Source organism: Mycoplasma buteonis (assembly GCF_000733865.1).
GTDB lineage: Bacteria > Bacillota_I > Bacilli_A > Mycoplasmatales > Metamycoplasmataceae > Mycoplasmopsis > Mycoplasmopsis buteonis.
In genome coordinates this window covers 124,697-146,353 of sequence record NZ_JPOK01000004.1, presented here as the reverse complement: position 1 = coordinate 146,353, position 21,657 = coordinate 124,697, and the positions used below count along the sequence as shown (strand labels likewise).

The 21,657-nt window shown below is 27.2% G+C and carries 16 protein-coding genes and 1 pseudogene; 7 read left to right on the top strand and 10 right to left on the bottom strand.

What is annotated here, in order from left to right; translation table 4 throughout:
* The first annotated feature begins 4 nt into the window (after positions 1–4).
* The 4 genes from EI91_RS00585 (at position 5) to gap (ending at position 3,894) form a co-directional block, all read left to right on the top strand.
* The gene (locus tag EI91_RS00585; protein ID WP_051789150.1) at positions 5–1,000 is read left to right on the top strand and encodes a replication initiation and membrane attachment family protein; all 996 of its coding nucleotides are present in this window, start codon (positions 5–7) and stop codon (positions 998–1,000) included.
* A gap of 6 nt (positions 1,001–1,006) precedes the next feature.
* The gene (locus tag EI91_RS00580; RefSeq protein WP_036451915.1) at positions 1,007–1,888 is read left to right on the top strand and encodes an ATP-binding protein; all 882 of its coding nucleotides are present in this window, start codon (positions 1,007–1,009) and stop codon (positions 1,886–1,888) included.
* Between the two features lies 1 nt (position 1,889).
* Complete coding sequence (gene fmt, locus EI91_RS00575; RefSeq protein ID WP_036451913.1) at positions 1,890–2,726, top strand: methionyl-tRNA formyltransferase; 837 nt, start codon at positions 1,890–1,892, stop codon at positions 2,724–2,726.
* A gap of 172 nt (positions 2,727–2,898) precedes the next feature.
* Entirely contained in the window at positions 2,899–3,894 is a 996-nt protein-coding gene (gap, locus tag EI91_RS00570) for a type I glyceraldehyde-3-phosphate dehydrogenase (RefSeq protein WP_036451912.1), read from the top strand.
* A 40-nt stretch (positions 3,895–3,934) separates the two neighbouring features.
* Here gap and dcm read toward each other — a convergent pair.
* Together dcm and gpmI are read right to left on the bottom strand one after the other, a co-directional pair.
* Positions 3,935–4,896, bottom strand: a pseudogene (gene dcm, locus EI91_RS00565) (DNA (cytosine-5-)-methyltransferase).
* A gap of 51 nt (positions 4,897–4,947) precedes the next feature.
* Positions 4,948–6,453 carry a 2,3-bisphosphoglycerate-independent phosphoglycerate mutase gene (gpmI, locus tag EI91_RS00560; RefSeq protein WP_036451910.1) on the bottom strand — a complete coding sequence of 502 codons (1,506 nt, stop codon included), beginning with the start codon at positions 6,451–6,453 and terminating at the stop codon, positions 4,948–4,950.
* A gap of 320 nt (positions 6,454–6,773) precedes the next feature.
* Here gpmI and EI91_RS00555 point away from each other — a divergent pair, with 320 nt between their 5' ends.
* From EI91_RS00555 to EI91_RS00545, 3 genes are all read left to right on the top strand, one after another.
* Complete coding sequence (locus tag EI91_RS00555) at positions 6,774–7,043, top strand: hypothetical protein (RefSeq protein ID WP_084177980.1); 270 nt, start codon at positions 6,774–6,776, stop codon at positions 7,041–7,043.
* Positions 7,036–10,668: an AAA domain-containing protein gene (locus tag EI91_RS00550; protein ID WP_051789149.1), complete on the top strand. Its 3,633-nt coding sequence runs from the start codon at positions 7,036–7,038 to the stop codon at positions 10,666–10,668. Before EI91_RS00555 ends, EI91_RS00550 begins: the two co-directional genes overlap by 8 nt.
* 237 nt (positions 10,669–10,905) lie before the next feature.
* Positions 10,906–11,232, top strand: a complete 327-nt coding sequence (locus tag EI91_RS00545; RefSeq protein WP_036451907.1) for a hypothetical protein — start codon at positions 10,906–10,908, stop codon at positions 11,230–11,232.
* A 659-nt stretch (positions 11,233–11,891) separates the two neighbouring features.
* Here the strand turns inward: EI91_RS00545 and uvrC are convergent.
* From uvrC to EI91_RS00500, 8 genes are all read right to left on the bottom strand, one after another.
* On the bottom strand, positions 11,892–13,628 hold the full coding sequence (uvrC, locus tag EI91_RS00535; protein ID WP_036451904.1) for an excinuclease ABC subunit UvrC: 1,737 nt from the start codon (positions 13,626–13,628) through the stop codon (positions 11,892–11,894).
* Between the two features lie 76 nt (positions 13,629–13,704).
* Positions 13,705–14,316, bottom strand: coding sequence for a tRNA (guanosine(46)-N7)-methyltransferase TrmB (gene trmB, locus EI91_RS00530; protein ID WP_036451902.1), 612 nt, complete (start codon positions 14,314–14,316; stop codon positions 13,705–13,707).
* A gap of 1 nt (position 14,317) precedes the next feature.
* Positions 14,318–15,037 carry a peptide chain release factor N(5)-glutamine methyltransferase gene (gene prmC / locus EI91_RS00525; RefSeq protein WP_036451900.1) on the bottom strand — a complete coding sequence of 240 codons (720 nt, stop codon included), beginning with the start codon at positions 15,035–15,037 and terminating at the stop codon, positions 14,318–14,320.
* A complete protein-coding gene (gene prfA, locus EI91_RS00520; RefSeq protein ID WP_036451899.1) occupies positions 15,037–16,116 on the bottom strand; it encodes a peptide chain release factor 1 in 1,080 nt (359 codons plus the stop codon). The genes prmC and prfA overlap by 1 nt, the downstream gene beginning before the upstream one ends.
* Positions 16,117–16,181: 65 nt before the next feature.
* Positions 16,182–17,573 carry an argininosuccinate lyase gene (gene argH / locus EI91_RS00515; protein ID WP_036451897.1) on the bottom strand — a complete coding sequence of 464 codons (1,392 nt, stop codon included), beginning with the start codon at positions 17,571–17,573 and terminating at the stop codon, positions 16,182–16,184.
* An 8-nt stretch (positions 17,574–17,581) separates the two neighbouring features.
* Entirely contained in the window at positions 17,582–18,805 is a 1,224-nt protein-coding gene (locus tag EI91_RS00510) for an argininosuccinate synthase (RefSeq protein WP_036451895.1), read from the bottom strand.
* 105 nt (positions 18,806–18,910) lie between these two features.
* Positions 18,911–20,065: a tRNA uracil 4-sulfurtransferase ThiI gene (gene thiI / locus EI91_RS00505; protein WP_036451894.1), complete on the bottom strand. Its 1,155-nt coding sequence runs from the start codon at positions 20,063–20,065 to the stop codon at positions 18,911–18,913.
* 8 nt (positions 20,066–20,073) lie between these two features.
* Complete coding sequence (locus tag EI91_RS00500) at positions 20,074–21,567, bottom strand: hypothetical protein (protein WP_156954218.1); 1,494 nt, start codon at positions 21,565–21,567, stop codon at positions 20,074–20,076.
* Between the last annotated feature and the right edge of the window lie 90 nt (positions 21,568–21,657).

Sequence of the window (21,657 nt, the reverse complement as noted above, 5' to 3'; positions counted from 1 at the left end):
GAACATGATGCAAAATCAACTACGTTTTACATACTTTGCAATACAGAAGAATACATTTATTTCTAGCGAAGATTTATCGAATTTAAGAGAATTTTATGGTTCAGTTTTAGGAGCAGAACCTATTTTTCTCTATGAATATTTACTTGATTTAGGTAAAAATAGTGATTTTGTACAAACTAATTTTGATTTCAGTGCTCTTACTTTGTTTTTAAATATGGATGCTCAAAAATTAGATTTTGCACGTAAAAGTTTAGAAGCAATTGGACTAATTAATACATATTATGATAATAAAAAAGCTATTACTGTTTTTAGTTTACAAAAACCGCTAGATGCACAAGGTATTAAAAATAATACTTTTATTTCACAACTTATTATTAAGAGATTAGGTAAAAGTCATTTTGATTTTCTTATTAAAAATAAACTTAATAAAATTAATTTACTTACTGGTGAGCAATATGAAGACGCTACTACTAGCTTTTTTGATGTTTTCGACTTTGAAGTTTCACAAACCAACAGCAAGCGTATTGATGAGTTTTTAATTGATTTAGGTAAAAGAACTAAACATGAACTTGAAATTAAGCAAATGGCAAAAACAATTAAAGCTAGTCCAATGCGTTTAGAAATTGGTAATGTGCTTTATTCAAATGAATATGAGGGAATTTTAAAATTAAGTTCTCTAGAATTTTATACACAACTTTTTGATCAACAACCAACTGAAATTGCTCAAAAATATTTATTAGAGTGAAAGAAAACAGTTAAAGATGATCGTGTTATTAATTTAGTTCTTTATTTAGCGTTCTTAAAGCTTGGAACCGCTGCTAAAAAAGGTGAACGTTGTTTTAAATTAGCTAATTCATTAATTAAAGAAGTAAATCAAAAACATATTATTGGATTTGATAATATTGAAAACTACCTTGATGGTAAATTTGAATTTTCAAACGAATACAATGATGTTTATAAACAAAAAAGTTTTTTAAAAGCTTCTTATTTAAATAAGTAGGTTTTTATGGATACAATTAAAAAAATATTAAACCGAGATGGCATCTTCACTTCACGTGAAGATTTAATTATTTCTTTAAAACAATTTAATCCAATTAAAAAAGTTATTAGTAAATATCAAATTTCAGATTCAGAGCTATGGGATAATTTTGTCCAAATGAGTGATTACTTATCTGAACAACAAAATCCTGACGATTTTGTTTATTCAACAAAAATTCAACGTGACTTAGAAGGCAATCTTATTTTTGATAAAAAAATTAACAGTAATGAAAAAGCTAAAAAATATTTATTAACTCAAAATATTTTTTTTAAAAATATCTCAAAACCAGTAATTGATAAACCAATCACTGAGATTGAATGAATTGATGATGTTAACCATTTTGATTTGTTTGAATTTATTATCAATTTAAAAAATAAACTAGAAAAAACAAATAATTTAAAGAAAATTCGCGGTTGCTTTATTGATGGTGAATCAAGTTTATTTCGCAATCAAGTTTTAAGTGCCTTTGCGAACTTCTTTGCAATTAATGATTATTCAACAGCGTATTTAAATGTTAATTATTTAGAAGATGAGTTAAAAAAATCTTTTAATTCTAGTGATTCAGATATAAATTATATTTTAGATACATTAAGTAAATTGGATGTTTTAATTTTGGATGAAATCGGATTTAAAACTTATAATCCTTGATTTTTCGAAAATATCTTGATTAAAATTTTAGAAAATCGTTATATTAATCAAAAAACTACATTTATTGGTTCTTATGTTGATTTAATGAATATTGAGAAGAATATTTCAAACAAAGAAAAAAGAATTTCAAAAATTGCTTTAACTAAATTTAGACACTTAGTTAAGCAATTATGTCAAACAGAAATATGAGTAGGTAAGTAATATGAAAATTATTTTAGCTGGTACACCTGATTTTTCTGTACCAATTTTTGAGGAAATTATTAAAAATTTTGATGTTGTCGCTTTAATTTCACAGCCAGATAGACCGGCTAATCGTGGTTATAAGCTGCAACCAACTCCAACAAAACTTTTAGCAGAGCAATATAATATTCCTGTTTACCAACCTAATAAAATCGGAGATATTTACGAAGAGCTTTCTAAAATTGACTTTGATATATTATTAACTTGTGCTTTTGGTCAATTTATTCCACAAAAGGTTTTAGATTTACCTAAAAAAGCTGCGTTAAACATTCATGGTTCATTACTTCCTAAATATCGTGGTGCTGCACCCATTCAACATGCACTACTTAATGGTGATAAACAAACTGGAATTTCATTAATGTATATGTTTTTAAAAATGGATTCAGGAGATATTATTAAAACTGCTGCTTTAGATATTTTAGAAACTGATACTAGTGACACACTTTTTGAAAAGTTATCTATCTTAGCTACAGAAAATATTACTCATTGACTTAAGGAATTTGAGCAAGATAATTTTACGAAAATTAAGCAAGATGAAGCTCAAGTAATCTTAAGTCCAAAACTAGATAAAGCCGATGCTTTTTTAAGCGAAAACTTAACCTGTGAGAGTGCTTTTAACAAAATCAGAGCTTTTAGCTCAAATCCTGGAGCTTACTACATCTTAAATGATAAGAGAATTAAAATTTATTATGCTTCGAAAACAAAAACTCATAATAATGCTTTAAAATTACAATTTTCTGATGGTTTTCTTTTTGCGACAGATTATCAGTATGAATCCAAAAAAAGAGTTAAACTATAAATGGAAATATTACCATATATTAAAAATCTATTAAATTTAGATTTTTTTTATAATTATAAAACTGTTATAATATCGGTGTAAGATATTAATATCTTATTAAAAGTTAACTTATAAAGTCTTACACAAAATTAAAATAAATAGAAACTTTTCTTAGAAAGGAAAATTAAATTTTATGAAAAAAGTTGCAATCAACGGTTTCGGAAGAATTGGAAGATTATTTTTCCGTAGATTATTAGAAACAAACTCAAACTTAGAAGTTGTTGCTGTTAACGATTTAACAGATCCAAAAACATTAGCACACTTATTAAAATTCGATACAGCTTTCCACAAATTACCATATGAAGTTGAAGCTAAAGAAGGTGCTATCGTTGTTAACGGACACGAAATTAAAGTATTTGCTGAAAGAGATCCTGAAAACCTTCCATGAGGTGAATTAGGAATTGACTTAGTTGTTGAATCAACAGGATTCTTCACATCAAAAGAAGGTGGAGAAAAACACGTTAAAGCAGGTGCTAAAAAAGTTGTTATTTCAGCTCCAGCTGGAAGCGACCTTAAAACAGTAGTTTACAATGTAAACCACGACATTCTTACAGGTGAAGATCAAGTTATCTCAGCTGCATCATGTACAACAAACTGTTTAGCTCCAGTTGTTAAAGTTTTAGTTGACAAATTCGGAATTAAATCAGGATTAATGACAACAATTCACTCATACACAGGAGACCAAAGATTACAAGATGCTCCTCACCGTGATTTAAGAAGAGCTAGAGCTGCTGCTCAAAACATGATTCCTACATCAACAGGTGCTGCAAAAGCTATTGGTTTAGTAGTTCCAGAAGCTGCTGGTAAATTAGATGGTCTTGCAGTTCGTGTTCCTACAATTACAGGTTCAGTTGTTGACTTAACAGTTCAATTAGTTAAAGAACCTACAGTTGAAGAAATTAACGCTGCTATGAAAGAAGCTGCTAGTGAAACATTAAAATACGAAACAGCTCCAATCGTTTCATCAGACGTTGTTAACTCAAACTACGGATCAATCTTCGATTCATTATTAACATCAGTTAAAACAACAGAAAGTGGAAACTTATACAAATTATTCTCATGATACGACAATGAAATGTCATACGTATCACAACTTGTTAGAACAGTTGTTCACTTCGCAAACTTATAATTTTAAAAAATAAAAAAATAGTCCTAGTTAAGTCTAAGGACTATTTTTTATTTTTAAGCATAGCACTAACAACGCTTTTTACGACGTTAACTGTCATTGCATTACCTGCTTGGGAAAGCACTTTATTTTGGTTTATACTTGGATTATTTTTTATTTTAATTGCGTAATTTTTAGGAAAACCTTGTAAAAGAAGAGTTTCATAAGGACTTAATTTTTTTAATTCATTTTTATAAAAATATAAAATACCATGTCTCCCATTTCTTAAAGTAGGACAATATTCCTTATAAACACGAATATCTGATTGTCTAATATCAATAAAATTTTTTTCTAATAAAACCTTGTCTAAATTAATATTTTTCTTAATATTGTATTTATTATTAATATATTTTTGAAAAATCAATGAATTTGTATCAAATATATCATCATTTTCTTCATCAAAAAAATCTGTAATATTTTTTTGATTAACGCCATGAGGGAATTGAAAATTTTTCACACCTAATTCCTTTTTGAAACCGACTAGGTAAATTCTCTCTCTGTGCTGCGGTACTCCAAAGTTTAAACTATTTAAAACTTGATAAAAAACATCATAACCTGCTTCGTTTAACTTTTCTAAAATAATTTTTAAAGTATTACCTTTGTCATGAGAAATTAATCCTTTAACGTTTTCGAATAAAAAATAAGGGACATTTTTCTGTTTTAAAATTTCAATTAAATAATAAATAATAATTCCGCGATTATCATTGAATCCATCTCTTTTCCCTAGAATGCTAAATGTTTGACATGGAAAACCTGCAATCATAAAATCAAAGTCAGGTAGTGTTTTGGAATTATTTTAGTTAAATCTCCAAAATTATTTTGATCATTAAAAAATAATTGGTAAGTTTTATCAGCATGAGTATCAATTTCGCTATGTCCTACGCATCGGAGTCCATTTTGCTCTAATCCGATTCTACCACCTCCAATACCAGAACAAAAATCAAAGAATTTTAAAGTATTTTTCATAAGTTAATTCTATCAAAAAAGCAACTACTAATAGTTGCTTTGTGGTATTTATTATTTAACTAATAATGATTCTTCATCCATTTGTGATGGTTTTTCTAATCCAATGTAATCAAGTACTGTTGGAGCGATATTTGCTAATTTTCCATCTTTAAGTTTAACATTTTTATCTGTACAAATTAACATAACTGGGCTGCTTGTGTGTTTTGTAGCTGGTTTTCCATCTTTATCTTCTGTAATTTCAGCATTTCCGTGATCGGCAGTAATAAATACTGTTACATCATTATTTTCAGCTCAATCAACAATTCTTTTAATTTGTGTATCAAGGAATGAAACTGCTTCAATAGTTGATTTAAGGTTTCCTGTATGACCAACCATATCAGGGTTAGCAAAGTTCATAATTGTTACGTCGTAGTTTAAACCATTAGCAAGTAATTCGTCTGTAATTCCTTGGGCTGACATGTGTGGAGCATCAGCGTATGATTCAACTTTTAATGAATCTACCATAATTCTTTTTGAATTTTTAAATTCAATGTCATTTCCACCGTCCATAAAATACGTTACGTGAGCATATTTTTGTGTTTCGGCAATTCTAAGTTGACTTTTTCCTGCTAATTCTAAGACTCTACCTATTGGCATTGAAACTTCCATTTCGTCAAAAGCAACAATTGTGTTAATTCCTTCGTATTTCATCATTGATACGAATTTATTAATAGTAACTGGGTGTACAGGTTTTTCTGTATATAAAGGTGAACCTATAAATAAGTGTGTAAGTTGTCTTGCGCGATCAGGACGGAAGTTAAAGAAAATTACACTATCACCATCTTTTGCAAATGCATTTTTGTTTAATGTTGAATTAATTGCTGGAACAAAGAATTCATCTGTAATTCCTTCAGTGTATTGATCTTCAACATATTGAACTGCGTTTGAAAATGAGCTTTGTGAGTTACCTAAAATAGCATCATAAGCTTTTTCAACACGATCAAACATTTTATCACGATCCATTGCATAAAATCTTCCAGCAACAGTAGCAATATTGTAACCATATTTATCACAAATTAATTGTAATTTTTCCATTGATGCTTTGATTGATTGAGGAGCTACATCACGACCGTCTCCGAATGTATGAACTGAAACATTTTTAACACCATTTTCGTGTGCTGCGTCTAAAAGTTCAAATAAATGATTTTCTAATGAGTGCACTCCACCAGGTGATAAAAGTCCCATTAAGTGTAATGTTGAATTATTTGCTTTAACATCTTCAAAAACTTCTAAAAATGCTTTATTACTTTTGTATGTTCCATCATTCAATGCTTTTTTAATTAATGATAATCCTGTGTATACGACAGTACCTGCACCAATATTAAGGTGTCCAACTTCTGAATTTCCCATTTGTCCAGCAGGTAAACCAACAAATTCACCACTAGCTTGAATAATGCTATTTGGATATTCTTTAAATAATTTATTAAATTCAGGTGTGTTTGCAAGAGCAAAACCATTACCTTGAGTTTCTGCTCTTAAACCTAAACCGTCAATAACAATTAATACAGTTTTTTTCATATTTTCTCCGTTTATAATTTTTCTATTTCTTAACTTTTATTAACAAGTTAATAACTTTTTTTATTTTACTATTTTACGTTAATTTTTTTATGAATAATTTGAAAAAAGTAATTAATATTTTGATTTTGAAACTTAAACTAAAATTTTGGTTCTTTTATAAAAAGTGAAATTTATTTTTCATTTTTTAGTCCTAAAAATAAAAAACAAAATAAAAAAGTAAGTAATAGTATAATTTAAATAATATGTATAAAAATAAAGCAAAAATAGTACTCTTTACGTTGCTAACCTTTGGTTTAATTTGGATTAAATGAAAAAAACAAATGAAACATAAAAGCAACACAATTTATCAAGTAGAAAAAATACCATTTGACATTAATTTGTTAAAAAAATACTTAGGAGAAACTAACTATAGTGATGTTGAAATTAAACCATCACGAGTAGTTGTTAAGATTAATGAACTTGGACAAGTTAATTTAGAAGAAATTAAAAAATTAAAAGCGGTAACTGGTGTGGTAGCTAGTTCAAAGAGCGTTTCAATAATATTAGGAGAGTTTAGCAAAGCTGTTGCTAACGGATTAAAACATGATTAATACAACAAACAAATACAAAGTCATCTTAGACAATTTACTAGAAGTTTCAAACAATGATTCAGCAATTTTTACTAAAGTCAATGATAAGGATTATTTTGATATCCTTTCTTTAATTCGTCCTGAAGATTTTCGTAGAATCTGTAACTTAGAAAATTTTGAAGTTAGCTTATATGAAATTGGATTGAATAAAATTGTTGCTAAATTAAAAGAAGCTGAAAATGTTAAAGAGTTTATTTCTGTACTAAAAGAATGAACAAACATTAGTGAACAAGAAATCGAACAAATTCAAAAAGACTATAAAAAAATTCGTAATCATACCATTTCTTCTATTGAACTTAAAATTCAAAAATCTTTACTTAAATGAAAAGTTTTAAATGATAAGACAATTAATATTTTAGATGAAACAAATATTTGACCGCTACATTTAGGATTTTTATTTGTATCTTTCAGAAAAGAAGATAAAGCTATTTATGCTCCTCTTTTCTTTAAAGAAGCACACATAACATTCCGTAATGGTAGACCATATTTAAGTTCAAATGGTGATATTAAAATTAATGAAAAATTACTGTTTTTCTTAAATAATCAAGGTTTTGACTTATTTTTAGAAGATCAAGTAAAAGAACTTGAAATTAATAATTTACTAGATAGTTTAAGAACAAATTGAAAAGATTTATATGCAATACCAAAAGATATTTGTAAGAACTTTAAAAAATTCCGTCCTGATGAAATTCAAAATGAATCTCTCAGTTTTTATCCCGGAGCAGTTTTAGGTATTTTTCAACCTGGTGGTGGTTTTTCTCGTACGCGGATGAAAGAAATTATTCAAAACGGTGAAATGGATGAAATTATTGATGTAGAGTTTAACAAAAATATTTATAAAAATAGAATTGATCGCTCAATTTTTAATCCAAAATTAGCATTGTTCAAAATTACTCAATCAAATCTTTCACAAGATAAAGCAATTTTAAGTGCTTTAAACCAAAATACAGTAATTTGAGGCCCACCAGGAACTGGTAAATCACAAACAATCGTTAATTTAATTGCTAATATTTTAGTTTACGGCAAGACTGCAATTGTTGCATCACAAAAACGTGCTGCACTTGAAGTTATTTATCAACGTCTTAATAAGCTAGCTCCTTTTGCGTTATTTATTACTAACTCAAAAGAAATGAAGAAAACAAGCTTTTATCAACCAATTCAAGATTATTTAGAAATGCTTGAAAATTTTGATGAATACAATCAAATTAAACATTGCAGTACAATCACTGCTGAAGAATTAAATTTTGTAGCTAAAGCTAGTGAATATTTAGCTGATCCAACTTCACAAAATGTTTTAAAAGCATATTATTACATTAGTGTACACAAAAAAGATTTTGATTTCCAAAAAGAAATTGACTTTTTAATTAATTTACCTAGAGATTTATACTATCCAACAGAAGAATTTAAATATGGTGAAACAGCCAAAGAACTTTTAAAAATTAACAACTTAACATACATGCCTTTTGTTAAGAAATACTTTGAAGTTAAACGTTTAGGTACAGAAATTGATAATAAATTAGCAACATTTAATGGTTCATTACATGATTTAATTTTATTCATGCGTAATATTGGATACTTACCAGAACAAAATGTTCCAAGTCCTTTTGCAAAAATTAATGAATTAATTGAATTAGAAAAAAGTGTTAATTATGAAAATTTAATTTCTGACGAAGAAGCAATTAAAAATGTTGTTTTAGAAAGAATTTTTAAAGTTATTGCTAATTTCAATGAAGAAGAAAGAATGCTTTACCGTGAGTTTGCTCAAAGCATTAGAATTGTTAATTTTGAACCATATCGTTTTATCAAAAAATATGCTCCAATTATTAAAAAGATTTTTCCAATTATTATTGCAACTCCAAACACAGACTTATCAAATTGAACAAAAAATGAATTTGATTATGCAATTTTAGATGAATCAAGTCAAATTTTCATCGAAAATGGTTTACCTATTCTTTATTTAGCTAAACGTAAAATTTTAGCTGGTGATACACAACAAATGAAGCCAAATAACTGATTTGGAACACGTCAATCTGATGATTCTATTTTTGGTCAAGTGGATTCACTACTAGATTATGCGCTTTCACTTGGTGTATACCCAATTTTGCTTGATAAAAACTATCGTTCAAATCATGCTTCATTAATGACGTTTTCAAGTAAATACTTCTACAATTCAACTTTAGACGCTATTGATAGTGCTGATAGTTGAAGCACAAACCCAATTGAAGTAATTCAAGTTGAAAACGGACAATGAGAATCACAAAAAAATGTTGCTGAAGCACAAAAAGCTATTGATTTAGCTATTGAAAATATTGATAAATATAATAAAATCATCATTTTAGGATTTAACGGAAAACAAAGTGATTATATTACTTGATTAATTTTTAGAAATCACCCTGAATTAGAAGAAGCTATCAAAAAGCGCAGACTTTTAATTAGAAATATTGAAAACATTCAAGGTGACGAAGCTGACTTAGTAATTGCTACGCTAGCTTATGATAAAAATACTAAAATCGGTTATTCATACGTAGCTCGTCAAGGTGGTAAAAACGCATTAAATGTTGCTATATCACGCGCAAAAGAAAAAATGATTGTTTTAAAAACAATTAATGCAAGCGATATTCCTTTAACACCAAATATGCCTGAAGATTTAAGAGTTTTCAAAAAATGATTGGAATTTTTAGAGTTATCAGTTGAAAATCGTAAAGGACTACTAAAAGAAGCTTTTAAAAAACCTGAAGAAATTGATGAAGTTTTATCAGAACGTGAAAAATGATTCAAATTAGTAGCTTATACTTACTTAAGAGAATTATCAAAACAACTACCTAATTGTGAAATATTCCGTGATTACGTAGTTGGTTCAATGACAATTGATATTGTGATTACGGTTAATAAAATACCTTATAAATGCTTTATTTTTGATACTTACAATTACAATTCACTTCCAATTAATTATGCTAAAGTTCGTGACAAGGTTCGTTTCTTGAAGTCTAAAAAATACGATGTTCGTGTTATTACACCTATATCATGAATTACTTTACAAAATGAAGTTTTAAAAGATTTCAACCCAGCTGCAGTTCGCCATTTTTATGATAGTTCAATCCAAGGAGCAACAAGCACTTATATTTTAAATACAGAAGTTTTAGATGAAAAACCAAAAAGTGTTGTTTTAGATACTTGAGTAGGTTTAGATAGTTTACAAACACAAAGTGCTACTCAAAGTGTCAGAATTACTAAGGAAGAAAAAGAAAACTTTAAAGAAATAAACAATTTTGATTTTGCAAAACTAGAAGAACAAAAACAAGAAAATACTAAAGAGACAATGCAAACAGTCAAAGTATGAATTAATGATACTCATACTCAAGAAATGACTGTAGAAAAAACAACAGAAATCGAAAATACTCCAGAAATGGATAAAGTAGAAAACATTGATACAAATTCTGAAGCTTTTTCAGTGACTAGTGAATGAATTTTAGATGATGCAATGGTACCAGAAGAACCTAAAACAAACTTTGAAAAAGAATTAGAAGGATTTTCAATTGATGAAGATTTCTTAAATGATTTGGAAGAAAAAATTGATAAAAAATAAAACATTATAAATATTTTCTCTATCACTATTTGATAGAGATTTTATTTATTATGTAGATGAAAAACTTTTAATTTTGCTTAAAAATATATTTCTTTATTAATTTTTTAAATATTATTTCTTTAATAGTTTAAAATTATTGATATATAAATTACTGTATAGGAATAAATAAAACTAATTTATTTTGTTTTAGTAATTTTGTAAATTAAAATTAAATACTTGACAGTATTGGAGATTGTTATGACTACTGTGAAATTGTTAGGCTTACTTTCGAAAGAAGTTAAATTAAAATTAATCATTCATTTATTTTCTTGTGTTGATAATGAGTGTGAAGTTAACACTTTTGTTGACATTTTTAACGAAAAGCAAGCTAATATTTCTAAACACCTTAGCGATTTAAAACGTGATAAAGTTGTGGGTGTACGAAAAAATGGAGTATACTCTTATTACTACATGCTTCCCTCTTTTCGTCAAAAATATGCAAACTTAATGCAAGAAATAATTAACTTAGAGCATTTTGATAAATTTGAATGTAAATGCTCAACAGACCTTGAAGTCAAAAAATAATTTTGACTTTTTTTGTTCACTTTTTTGTCCATTTAAATATTTTTTTACATATTAAATGAGGCAAAAATGAAGTACACTATTATTCAAACTTTAAAGAATTACTTAAAGTTTTCTCGAATCTCAAGTTGAATTTTAATTACCAGTGTTATTGTTTTGATTTTAGCGAGCAATGCACTTTTGTGGATGGTGGTTTTACAAAGTTATTACTTAGATAATAAGCCTGCAAATTTTAATTTTGTTAAAGAGTATTGAAATTTATTTGTTCAATGGATAAAAGATATTTTTAATAACTTTGCTAAAACAAAAGAAGAATTTCAAAATTACTTTTTGCTGAAAAATTTTGATTTACTAGAATCAGATTTTAATTTTAAAAATCTTTTAATATTAAAAATTATCAATTATATTTTTATATTAATTTTTTTAATAGTTTTATTTTTCGTTTATATTTTTTCTTTAATTAATAAACTGATTTTATTAATTAAAATTAGTTATTTTATTAAAAAACAAAAAAGCAACATTTTATTTTTTAAAATGTTGCTGAATATTTATTGGTTGTTAATCATAAGTTTTATTTTAATGTTGTTAATTGTATTTGTAATATATATACCACTTTCTAAGTATTTAAATTACAAAGCTGTAAATTATTTAAATTTGATTTGTTAATCTTTGTTTCCTAGTTCATCAACTAAAATTTTCGCAACCTTTTTATTGGTTATTTTTTCTATTTCTTCAAAAGAGGCATTATAGATATTATTATAAGTTTTAAAATGAGATAACAATTTTTGCTCAGTTTTTGCTCCAATTCCTTTTATTTGTGTTAATTTACTTTCAAAAGAATTAGCAAGGTGTTTTTTACGCATGAAGCTTTTAGCAAATCTATCTACTTCAATTTGCATTTGACTTAAAAAGTTAAATAAATCTTTTGAAACAGAAATTTGATTGTATTTTTCATCAATTAATTGTTTAGTTCTGTGAAAGTCATCTTTTATCAAACCGTATACTGGTATTGTAAAAGGTAAATTAGCTTCTTTTAATGCGTATATAGCTTCTGCAATTTGTTGTTTACCACCATCAACTATAAAAACATCATTTTCAGACAGCTCATTTTTAAAGCTGTTTAAAAAGCGAGCAACGGTTAAATACATATATTCGACATCGCTTTTTCGAGTAAAATTGTCCGATAAATTACTGTGATTAAATTTTTTGTACAAACTTTTATTCTTCTTTAAATTTTGATAAGCCACAACAGCACCCACAACAAAATTATTATTTAAATTAGAATTATCAAATAAAAAAATATTTCTAACACTAGTACTTAAGCTGAAAATACTGTTAATTTCATTTTTAAGTAATTCATTTTTTGTTTGTTTCATTATGTTTTCTGTTTCAAAAGTATTTTTGGTAATGTTATTATTTTTATTAGCTCTTTCTAAAATTTGATGGTAAACACCTTTTTCAGGGTAAATAAATTTATTTTGAAAATTAATATCCAAATGCAAATCTTTAAAATCATGGCTAATCAAAATTTTTTCTGGCTTTTCAATTGTTTTATAAAATTGTTCAAAAAATTTGGTTAAAACTTCTTCAACTAATCCAAAGTTTTCTAAAGTAATTTTTTCATGCGAAATTTGAACACCATATCTGTATAAAACTGCATAAATTCATACAAATTGTTCTGTGATAATAACACTAAATACATCTATATTTTTGGAATTAGATAATTCAGCAATTTGATTTTCACGCATCATCGAAATTAAATTAAGGGCATCTTTATACTCTTTTGCTAATTCAAAATTTAAGGTTTCTGCAGCTTGATACATTTTAGTTTCTAAAAGTTTTTCAAAAGTTTTATCTTTTAGTTTCAATAATTCTACTATTTGTGTAAATTTATTTTTTCAATTTTCATAACTATCGTTTTCTATTAAAATACCATTTTCAAATAAAAATAATCGTTGTAGAATATCGGTCATTGTTCTTGCTAGCGAACCTTTAGTAAAAGGACCATAATAAAAGGTATTTACATCTCTTTTGTTAATTCTAAATTCTCTTGTAATTGATAGTTTATTAGTTAATTTTAAACAAATATATGGATATCTTTTATCATCTAGCAATTGAATGTTGTATTGTGGTTTATGAATTTCTATATAATTTTTTTCTAAAATTAAAGCTTCTTGTTCGTTATTGCATACAAAAAAATCAAAATCCACAATTTGTTCAACCATCTTGCTGGTTTTAAAAGAATTAATCGAACCTTTAAAATATTGATGCATTCGATTAAAAAGATTTTTTCCTTTTCCAACATAGATAATTTGCTGGTTTTGATCTTTTCATAAGTACACGCCTGGTTGTTTAGGTACGTTTTTAAGTTTTTCAAGTACTTTTTCTTTATCGTTCATTTTATTCCTTTTTAAAATTTTACTAATTTATACTTTTAATTAAAGAAAAACTTAGTTACCAAGTAACTAAGTGCATTTATTTTTTCGGTTTTGCAATTAAAAAATTAATATTTTTACCAAGTTGTGATCATTTCATTTCGTAGCCAGTTTGAACATTTGTTTGATTGTATTCACTAGCGTGTAAGTCAAAAGTTTGAAAGACTATTTCTCAATTATTTTCGATTAAAGATTCTATTGAATACTCAAATAATTTATCATTATCAGTTTTAAAATATAAGTAACCATTTTCACTTAGTAATTCTTTATATAAATTTAAAAAAGTTTTATATGTTAAGCGACGTTTGGTATGAGCTTTTTTAGGTCATGGATCACTAAAAGTTAGTCAAATTGTATCAATTTTTCCTTGAAAAATTTCTGGGAGCTTGAGTGCATCTTCTGTTAAAATAAATAAATTTTTTAAATCTAAATTTTCAATTTTACTCAAAATCTTTTTTGCAACAGTTGGATATTTTTCTAACGCATAATAAGTAATTTCAGGATTTAAACGTGCTAATTCAGAAATCATTTCACCTTTTCCTGAACCAATTTCCAAGACATTATTTTCGTTAAGTTGAATTGGAAAATTTTTTAAATAAAATTCAGAGCTATTTAGCTTATCTTGTGCTGTTTTGTCGTGTCTTAATCTCATATTATTTAATTGCTATTTTAACCATTCTAGGCAAACCAGCAATATCCTTTCTTATTTCTAAATCATATTTTTCTTGTAAATTGATTCAATATTTTTCATCTAAAGCATTAATTTCGAAATAAATAATTCCTACTGCATTTTTTAAATATTTTTTAGCTTCCAAAAGTATTTTTTCATAAAATTCTAAACCATCATTTTTAGCAAATAGAGCATGATGTGGTTCAAAATCTAAAACACTGTTTGATAAAATTTCACTTTCTTTAATGTATGGAGGATTAGAAACAATAACATCAAAGCTATTTTTATGTAAGTTATTAAATAAATCAGATTCAATAATGTTTACATCTACTTTATTTAATTTAGCATTATATAAAGCTTGTTTTATAGCGGTTTTATCAATATCACTTAAAGTTAACTGGTGGTGATTCATAGCTTTTTTTAAAGCTATGCCAATAAATCCACTTCCAGCACATAAATCTAAAATATTCATAGCTGCTTTATTTTTTAAATCTTCTATAACTCAGTAAATAAGCTCTTCAGTTTCGTATCTAGGAATAAGTACTTTTTCTGTTAAGTCTATTTTTACATCAGCCATTTCAATATATCCAATAATTTTTTGTACCGGCATTCCTGAATTTAATTTTTCTAATTCAGAAAAAGATACAGTTTCGTCTAAACCATATCTTCTTTTTTCTCTGAGTAATTCTGATTTTGTGGGCATTAAATTCCGGCTTCTTTAATTTTTTCGTTTTGTTCTTCCGCAAGAAGGGCATCAATAATTGGGTTTAATTTTCCTTCCATTACAGGAGAAAGACTTGTCGAAAAACTTACACGGTGATCAGTTACACGATCTTGAGGATAATTGTATGTTCTAATTTTTTCACTACGAGCACCACTACCGGCTAATTTACGATAACTTGCTTCTTCTTCTTGTTTTTTCTTAATTTCAATGTCATAAAGCTTTGACTTTAAAATTCTCATTGCGATTTCTTTGTTTTGAATTTGGCTTTTACCTTCTTGACATGAAACTACAATCCCACTTGGGAAGTGTGTAATACGGACCGCACTATCTGTGGTATTAACAGATTGACCACCATTACCGCTTGAACGGAAAACATCAATACGAATATCTTCGGTTTTAACTTCAATTTCAATATCATCATCAATTTCAGGCATAACAGTTACAGTTGCAGTAGAAGTATGAACTCTACCTTTTGTCTCTGTTACAGGAACACGTTGAACTCTATGTACTCCGTTTTCAAATTTTAATTTAGAATAGGCTTTATCACCTTTAACTGAAAATGTCACTAATGTGAAACCACCACTTTCAGCTGCTGATAAGTCTAAAACTGTTGCTTTCATATCATTTTGTGCACATCATTTTTGATACATTCTAAATAAATCACCAGCAAAAATATTTGCTTCATCACCACCTGCAGCACCACGAATTTCAACAATAACATCCTTATTGTCGTTTTCGTCTTTAGGTAAAATTAGAATTTTTAATTCTGCAGTTAATTTCTCCATAATAGATTCTGACTCTGAAATTTCACTTTTAGCTAAAAATTGCATTTCTTCGTCTTTTTCTGTTGCGAGCATTTCTTTTGCATTTTTTAAATTTTCTTCAGCTTGTAAGTATTGATTAAAAGCAACTACAATTTCTTTAATTGAATTAATTTCTTTGTTAATTTTAGTGTAGTTTTTAATATCTGACACAACATCAGGTTGCATTAATTTTTCCTCTAATTGATCATGCTTTTCTTTGATTTGTAATAATGAATTATAAATAGTGTTTTCCATAGTTATTTTATTTTATCATAAAAAATTGCATACCGCTTAAACTCAAATTATTCAATAAAAAAGCTTTAAATTTTTTGATTTCATTTTGCAATAACAGCTTGAATTTCTTTTACTCTTTTTTTGTTATTAATTGGTGCAGGACCTCCAAAACCATTACGCTGTAAAATTGATTTTTCAACATCTAGAACTTCATAAACTTCCTCTGTTATTCTATTATCTATTTCTCTTAGTTCTTCAATTGTCATTTTGTCTAAAAATTTACCTAGTTTTATTGCTTTTAAAACCGCTTTACCTGCAATTTTGTGTGCATCACGAAATGGTATGTTAATTTTAACTAAATATTCAGCTAAATCAGTAGCGTTTGCATAGCTTTCTTTCACGCTTTTTAGCATAACATCAGTATTAACAGTTCAAGTGTCTATCATTCCTGTAAAAGCAGGAAGAGTAACTAAAATAGTTTCAATACTATCAAATATAGCTTCTTTATCTTCTTGTAAATCTTTATTGTATGCCAAAGGTAACCCTTTAATCATTATTAGCAATGTAACCAGATTACCAATAACTCTTGCACTTTTTCCTCTTGTTAACTCTGCAACATCCGGATTTTTCTTTTGAGGCATTATGCTACTTCCGGTTGCATAACTATCATCTAGAGTAATATAATTAAACTCATCAGTTGTTCATAAAATAATTTCTTCACTTAATCTTGATAAATGAAGCATAACTAATGATAAATCACTAGCAAATGATATGCAATAATCACGATCTGATACTGCATCTAGTGAGTTACTTACAGGTCCGGTAAATTCTAATAATTTAGCTGTGTACTCTGAATCAATATTAAAAGTAGAGCTTGCAAGTGCTCCAGCTCCTAAAGGAGAGTAATTAAGCATTTCTTTAGTATTTTCAAGTCTTTTGATATCTCTAAGAAGCATATCTATATAAGCTAGAAGTTGATGCCCAAAAGTAATCGGCTGTGCTTTTTGCATATGTGTATATCCACACATTATTGTTTCTAGATGCTTGCTAGCTTGTTTGTTTAAAGTTTTAATTAAAGCTAAAATTTGTTTTTGTATTACAGAAATATTTTTTCTGAGATATAACTTTAAATCGGTAGCAACTTGATCATTTCTAGATCTACCTGTGTGCAACTTTTTACCAATTTCTCCAATTTTGTTTGTTAATTGTTGTTCAACTCACATGTGAATATCTTCGGCATTAAAATCAATATTAATTTTTCCTTCTTCTAATTCAGTTAGAATTTGCTCTAATCCAGCAATAATTTGTTTTAACTCTTCATCGTTTAAAATTCCAATTTTATTTAAGTGTTTAGCATGAGCAACTGATGCAACAATATCTTCGTGATACATTTTGTAATCAAAATAAATTGAAGAGTTAAATAAATCTACGCTTTGATGTGTTGCTTTGGTAAATCTACCATCTCACATTTTTTTCATATTATTTTTTAGTTTCCCTTCTTATTTTTAATTTTCATTTGCGCTATTGTTTTACTTGAAAGTCCGAATAAATTGATAAATCCTGTTGCATCACCTTGATTGTAAACATTATCTTCACCAAAAGTTGATAATTCTTCACTATGTAATGAGTATTTAGAACTAATTCCAGCAGGAAAAATATTCCCTTTGTATAAGTTTAGCTTTACAATACCAGTTAAATTTTTGTTTAAATCATCAACAAATTTATCTAACGCTTCTCTTAGCGGGTGGAATCACATTCCATCATAAACAAGCTCAGCATATTTTTGAGCTACTAAATCTTTGTAATGTAAAGTTGTTCTGTCTAAATTTAGCAATTCTAATTCTCTGTGAGCTGCATAATAAATTGCACCTCCAGGTGTTTCGTATACACCTCTAGATTTCATTCCTACTAATCTATTTTCGACAATATCTACAATTCCAATTCCGTTTTCTCCACCAATTTTGTTAGCATATTGTAGCATTTGCACGTCTCCTGTTACGTTATCAATTCTGACAGGAACACCTTCTTTAAATTCAATTTCTATTGTAGATATTTCGTCTTTAGCTTTGACTGGAAATTGTGTCATTTTTAATAAAGTATCATACTTTGGTGCATTTTTAGGAAACTCTAAATCCATTCCTTCATGGCTTAAGTGTCAAATATTTTGGTCTCTAGAGTAGTTTTCTTCTTTGGTAACTGGAACAGGAATATTTCTTTTTATTGCGTATTCTAGTTCTTGATCTCTGGATTTAATTTCTCAAGTTCTTCATGGTGCGATAATTTTTAATTCTGGTGCTAGTGATTTGATAGCTAGTTCAAATCTAACTTGATCATTTCCTTTTCCAGTACATCCGTGAGCAATAGCGCTGCAGTTTTCTTTTTTTGCAATTTCAACCATTCTTTTAGCAATACAAGGTCTAGCTGTTGAAGTACCTAATAAATACTTTCCTTCATAAATGGCGTTTGCTTTTAAAGTTGGATAAACATAATTTTGAATGTAATCTTCATTTAAATCTTCAATATAAACTTTTTCAGCACCACAACTGAGTGCTTTTTGTGTAATAAATTCAGGATCAGTATCTGTTCCTAATTCTCCCAACATTGCAATAACTTCGCAATTATAATTTTCTTTTAATCATGGGATGATAACTGATGTATCAAGTCCTCCTGAGTAAGCTAATAAAATTCTTTCTTTGTTTTGTGTTTTCATAATAAAATTCCTTTTCTAAAAATAAAAAATTTCATAGTTGCCTATGAAATTGATAAATATGTTGCTAATTTATCAAAATCACACTTATTTGTGGATAAATTAGCTTTAGTTTGTTAAATCTTTTTTGGTAAATTTGATGAGTTCAATTCTACTTGTTACTAATTGTTCTTCTAACTCTGGTAATAAATCTAGTTCAGCTTCTAAACGCAATGCTTCATCGATTGTTGGTTTAGTTACTGGTTCTTTGGGTGCAAATAGTTCACAAGTTTCATTAGCTGAAATAATTGAAATATCATGTGTTTTAATTTTTTTTGCAATATCAATAATTTCGTTTTTATCAAAAGTAAGTAAAGGTCGCAGGATTTGCATTCTTGTTGCTGACCCAATAGTATTTAATGACTCTAATGTCTGTGAAGCTACTTGTCCAAGATTATCACCGTTAGAAATAGCTAATTGTCCATATTTGTCCGCGATTGCTTGTGCAATACGGTAAAAAGAACGTCGCATTAGTGTGATTTTGTATGATTCTTTAGAAACCATAGCAATGTAATTCATTAAATATGAATAATCTGCAACCAGTAAATTTGAACTTACTTGATAATTATTTAGTGTTTTCACTAAATTAGAAATTTTTTCAATTGTTCTTTCATCAGTTTGTGGAGGAGTGATAAAAGTTAAAAAATCAACTTTTAGTCCGCGCTTCATTAAATTAAATGCAGCAACAGGAGAATCAAAACCACCAGAAATAAGGTGTAAAACCTTACCTGAGACACCTACTGGTAAACCACCTAATCCTCGTTTATAATCAGAAAAAATGTATGTATTTCGTTGTCGAACTTCTACATAGAAAACTTGATCTGGATTATGTACGTCTACTTTAAGCTCTGTATTTTTAAGTACATGAGCACCTAATATTTGGTTAAGGCTGTCGCTTCGGTAAGCGAAATTTTTGTTATTTCTGCGTGCTTGAATTTTAAAAGTTTTTGTTGTTTGGTTTATCATTTTAAGAATTTTTGTTTTAAAAACTTCAATATCGTTTTCAACAACCATTACAGGAGAGTATGAACTAATTCCGAAAATATATTCCATTTTAGCTAAATTATGCTCTGAATAAGAAAGATACATTCTATCAAATTCAACTTGTGGTTGTTCACCAACAATATGTAAAATATTGTTAGTTAATTGATTAATGAATGTTTTTCTGTTTTTCTTTTTTAGAACTAATTCACCATAACGAATTAAAATTTTATCGTAGTTCATTTTCTCTCCTAGTTTTTGCGTGCGAAATTTTTCAAGATTGCATAAGCTTCTTGATACTTTTTATTTAAAAGTTCAATTTTAGCTTGTTTTAAAACTTCTTTTGTTTCATTTGTTTTTGAACGGAATTTTGAAGCATTTGAAATATGAGCTTCTAACACTTTATACATTTTCAGATACTCTTCATTTTGAGCGATAATTTGTGTTAACTCAGTTAGCTTTTGAGTTCAATCATTTCAAATATTTTCAATTTCAGTTGTATTATTAATTTTAGCAAAATGTTTATTATATATTTTTATTAATTCATCAATTTTTTTGTTAGTTGTTTCCGAACTATCTAAAAATTCACTAGTTGTAATTAAAAAGTAAAAATTAATACTGTCAAAAATCTCTTCAACTCAGGCACATGTATGTGTACTTTTTAGTTGATTTTTTTGAATAATGTAAAAATATTCACGATCAAATGTTTTAGCTAAAGTTAAAAAATACTTTAAATTATTTAAAGCTGTTTCGAAATTTTCAATATTTTGTAAAGTTGCAGCAATTTTGTTTAAATTAGCATAAGTTTCAACTAATTTGTTAGATGGTTTTTTTAAATTGTTAATTTGTAATTTGTAATCAGTTAAAACTTGCTGAATTAAAGCGCTATTTTGAGTGTAAAACTTCTTGAGTAAAACTTTTTTTGCACTATCATAATGCATGCTATAAATCATTTGATAAATGCTTCTGATCCGTGTGATAATTTGTTCATTTGTTAGCTGATCAGAGTTGCTAATCATTTTTTCTAAATCAGCATATAAATTATGATAGTAATTTCTTGCAGCTTGTGAAAGTTGCGAACTATTAGCTTTTTTATATAACACATCTGGTAAATTGTGATGCATTGAATATTCAATTTTTTCTAAAGAATTAACATCTGTAATTAAATTTTTAATTTGATTTTTTAAATTATCTAATTGTAAGTTAGCTTGATTAAATTCAGCATTAATTTTAGCTTGCTCTACTAAATTGAGTTCTTTTCTAAAGTCTAAAATATTTTCACGATACTTATTAAAGTAAAACGGAATTGTGTATTTTTTAGTTTCAATAAATTTTAATAAGTGTTGTGAAACGTCCAAAATATTTGAAAAATCTTCATCAATAATTGTTCAAGGAATTTGGAACTCATCAGCAATTTTTGAAAAATGTGCAAAAAGTTCGTTAAATTTATAATTTTGAAAATTAAAGCTTTCTTTAAATTTCATAGTTTTTAAATATTTATATTGAACTGCCAATTCATTGATTTGAAAATATAGCTGCTGAATACTCTCGAAGCTACGCTCCATATCACCAAAAAGCTTTTGCAATTGTAAATAAGTTTTTTGATAATCATTTTTTTTAGTTCTTTGCAGTACTTCAGCTTTTTTTAAAGTGTTTTTAGCATTATTTAATGATTGCTGTGCAAAGATAAAAGATTTATTACTTTTTGTTGCAAATTTTTTCAAAATTAAGTTTTTTGAAAACATAACTAATAAACCTATTAAGCAGATGGTAAGCAGCACTAATAAAAATATATAAAATCCTAACATTTAACCTCTTTTCAATTATTTATTAAA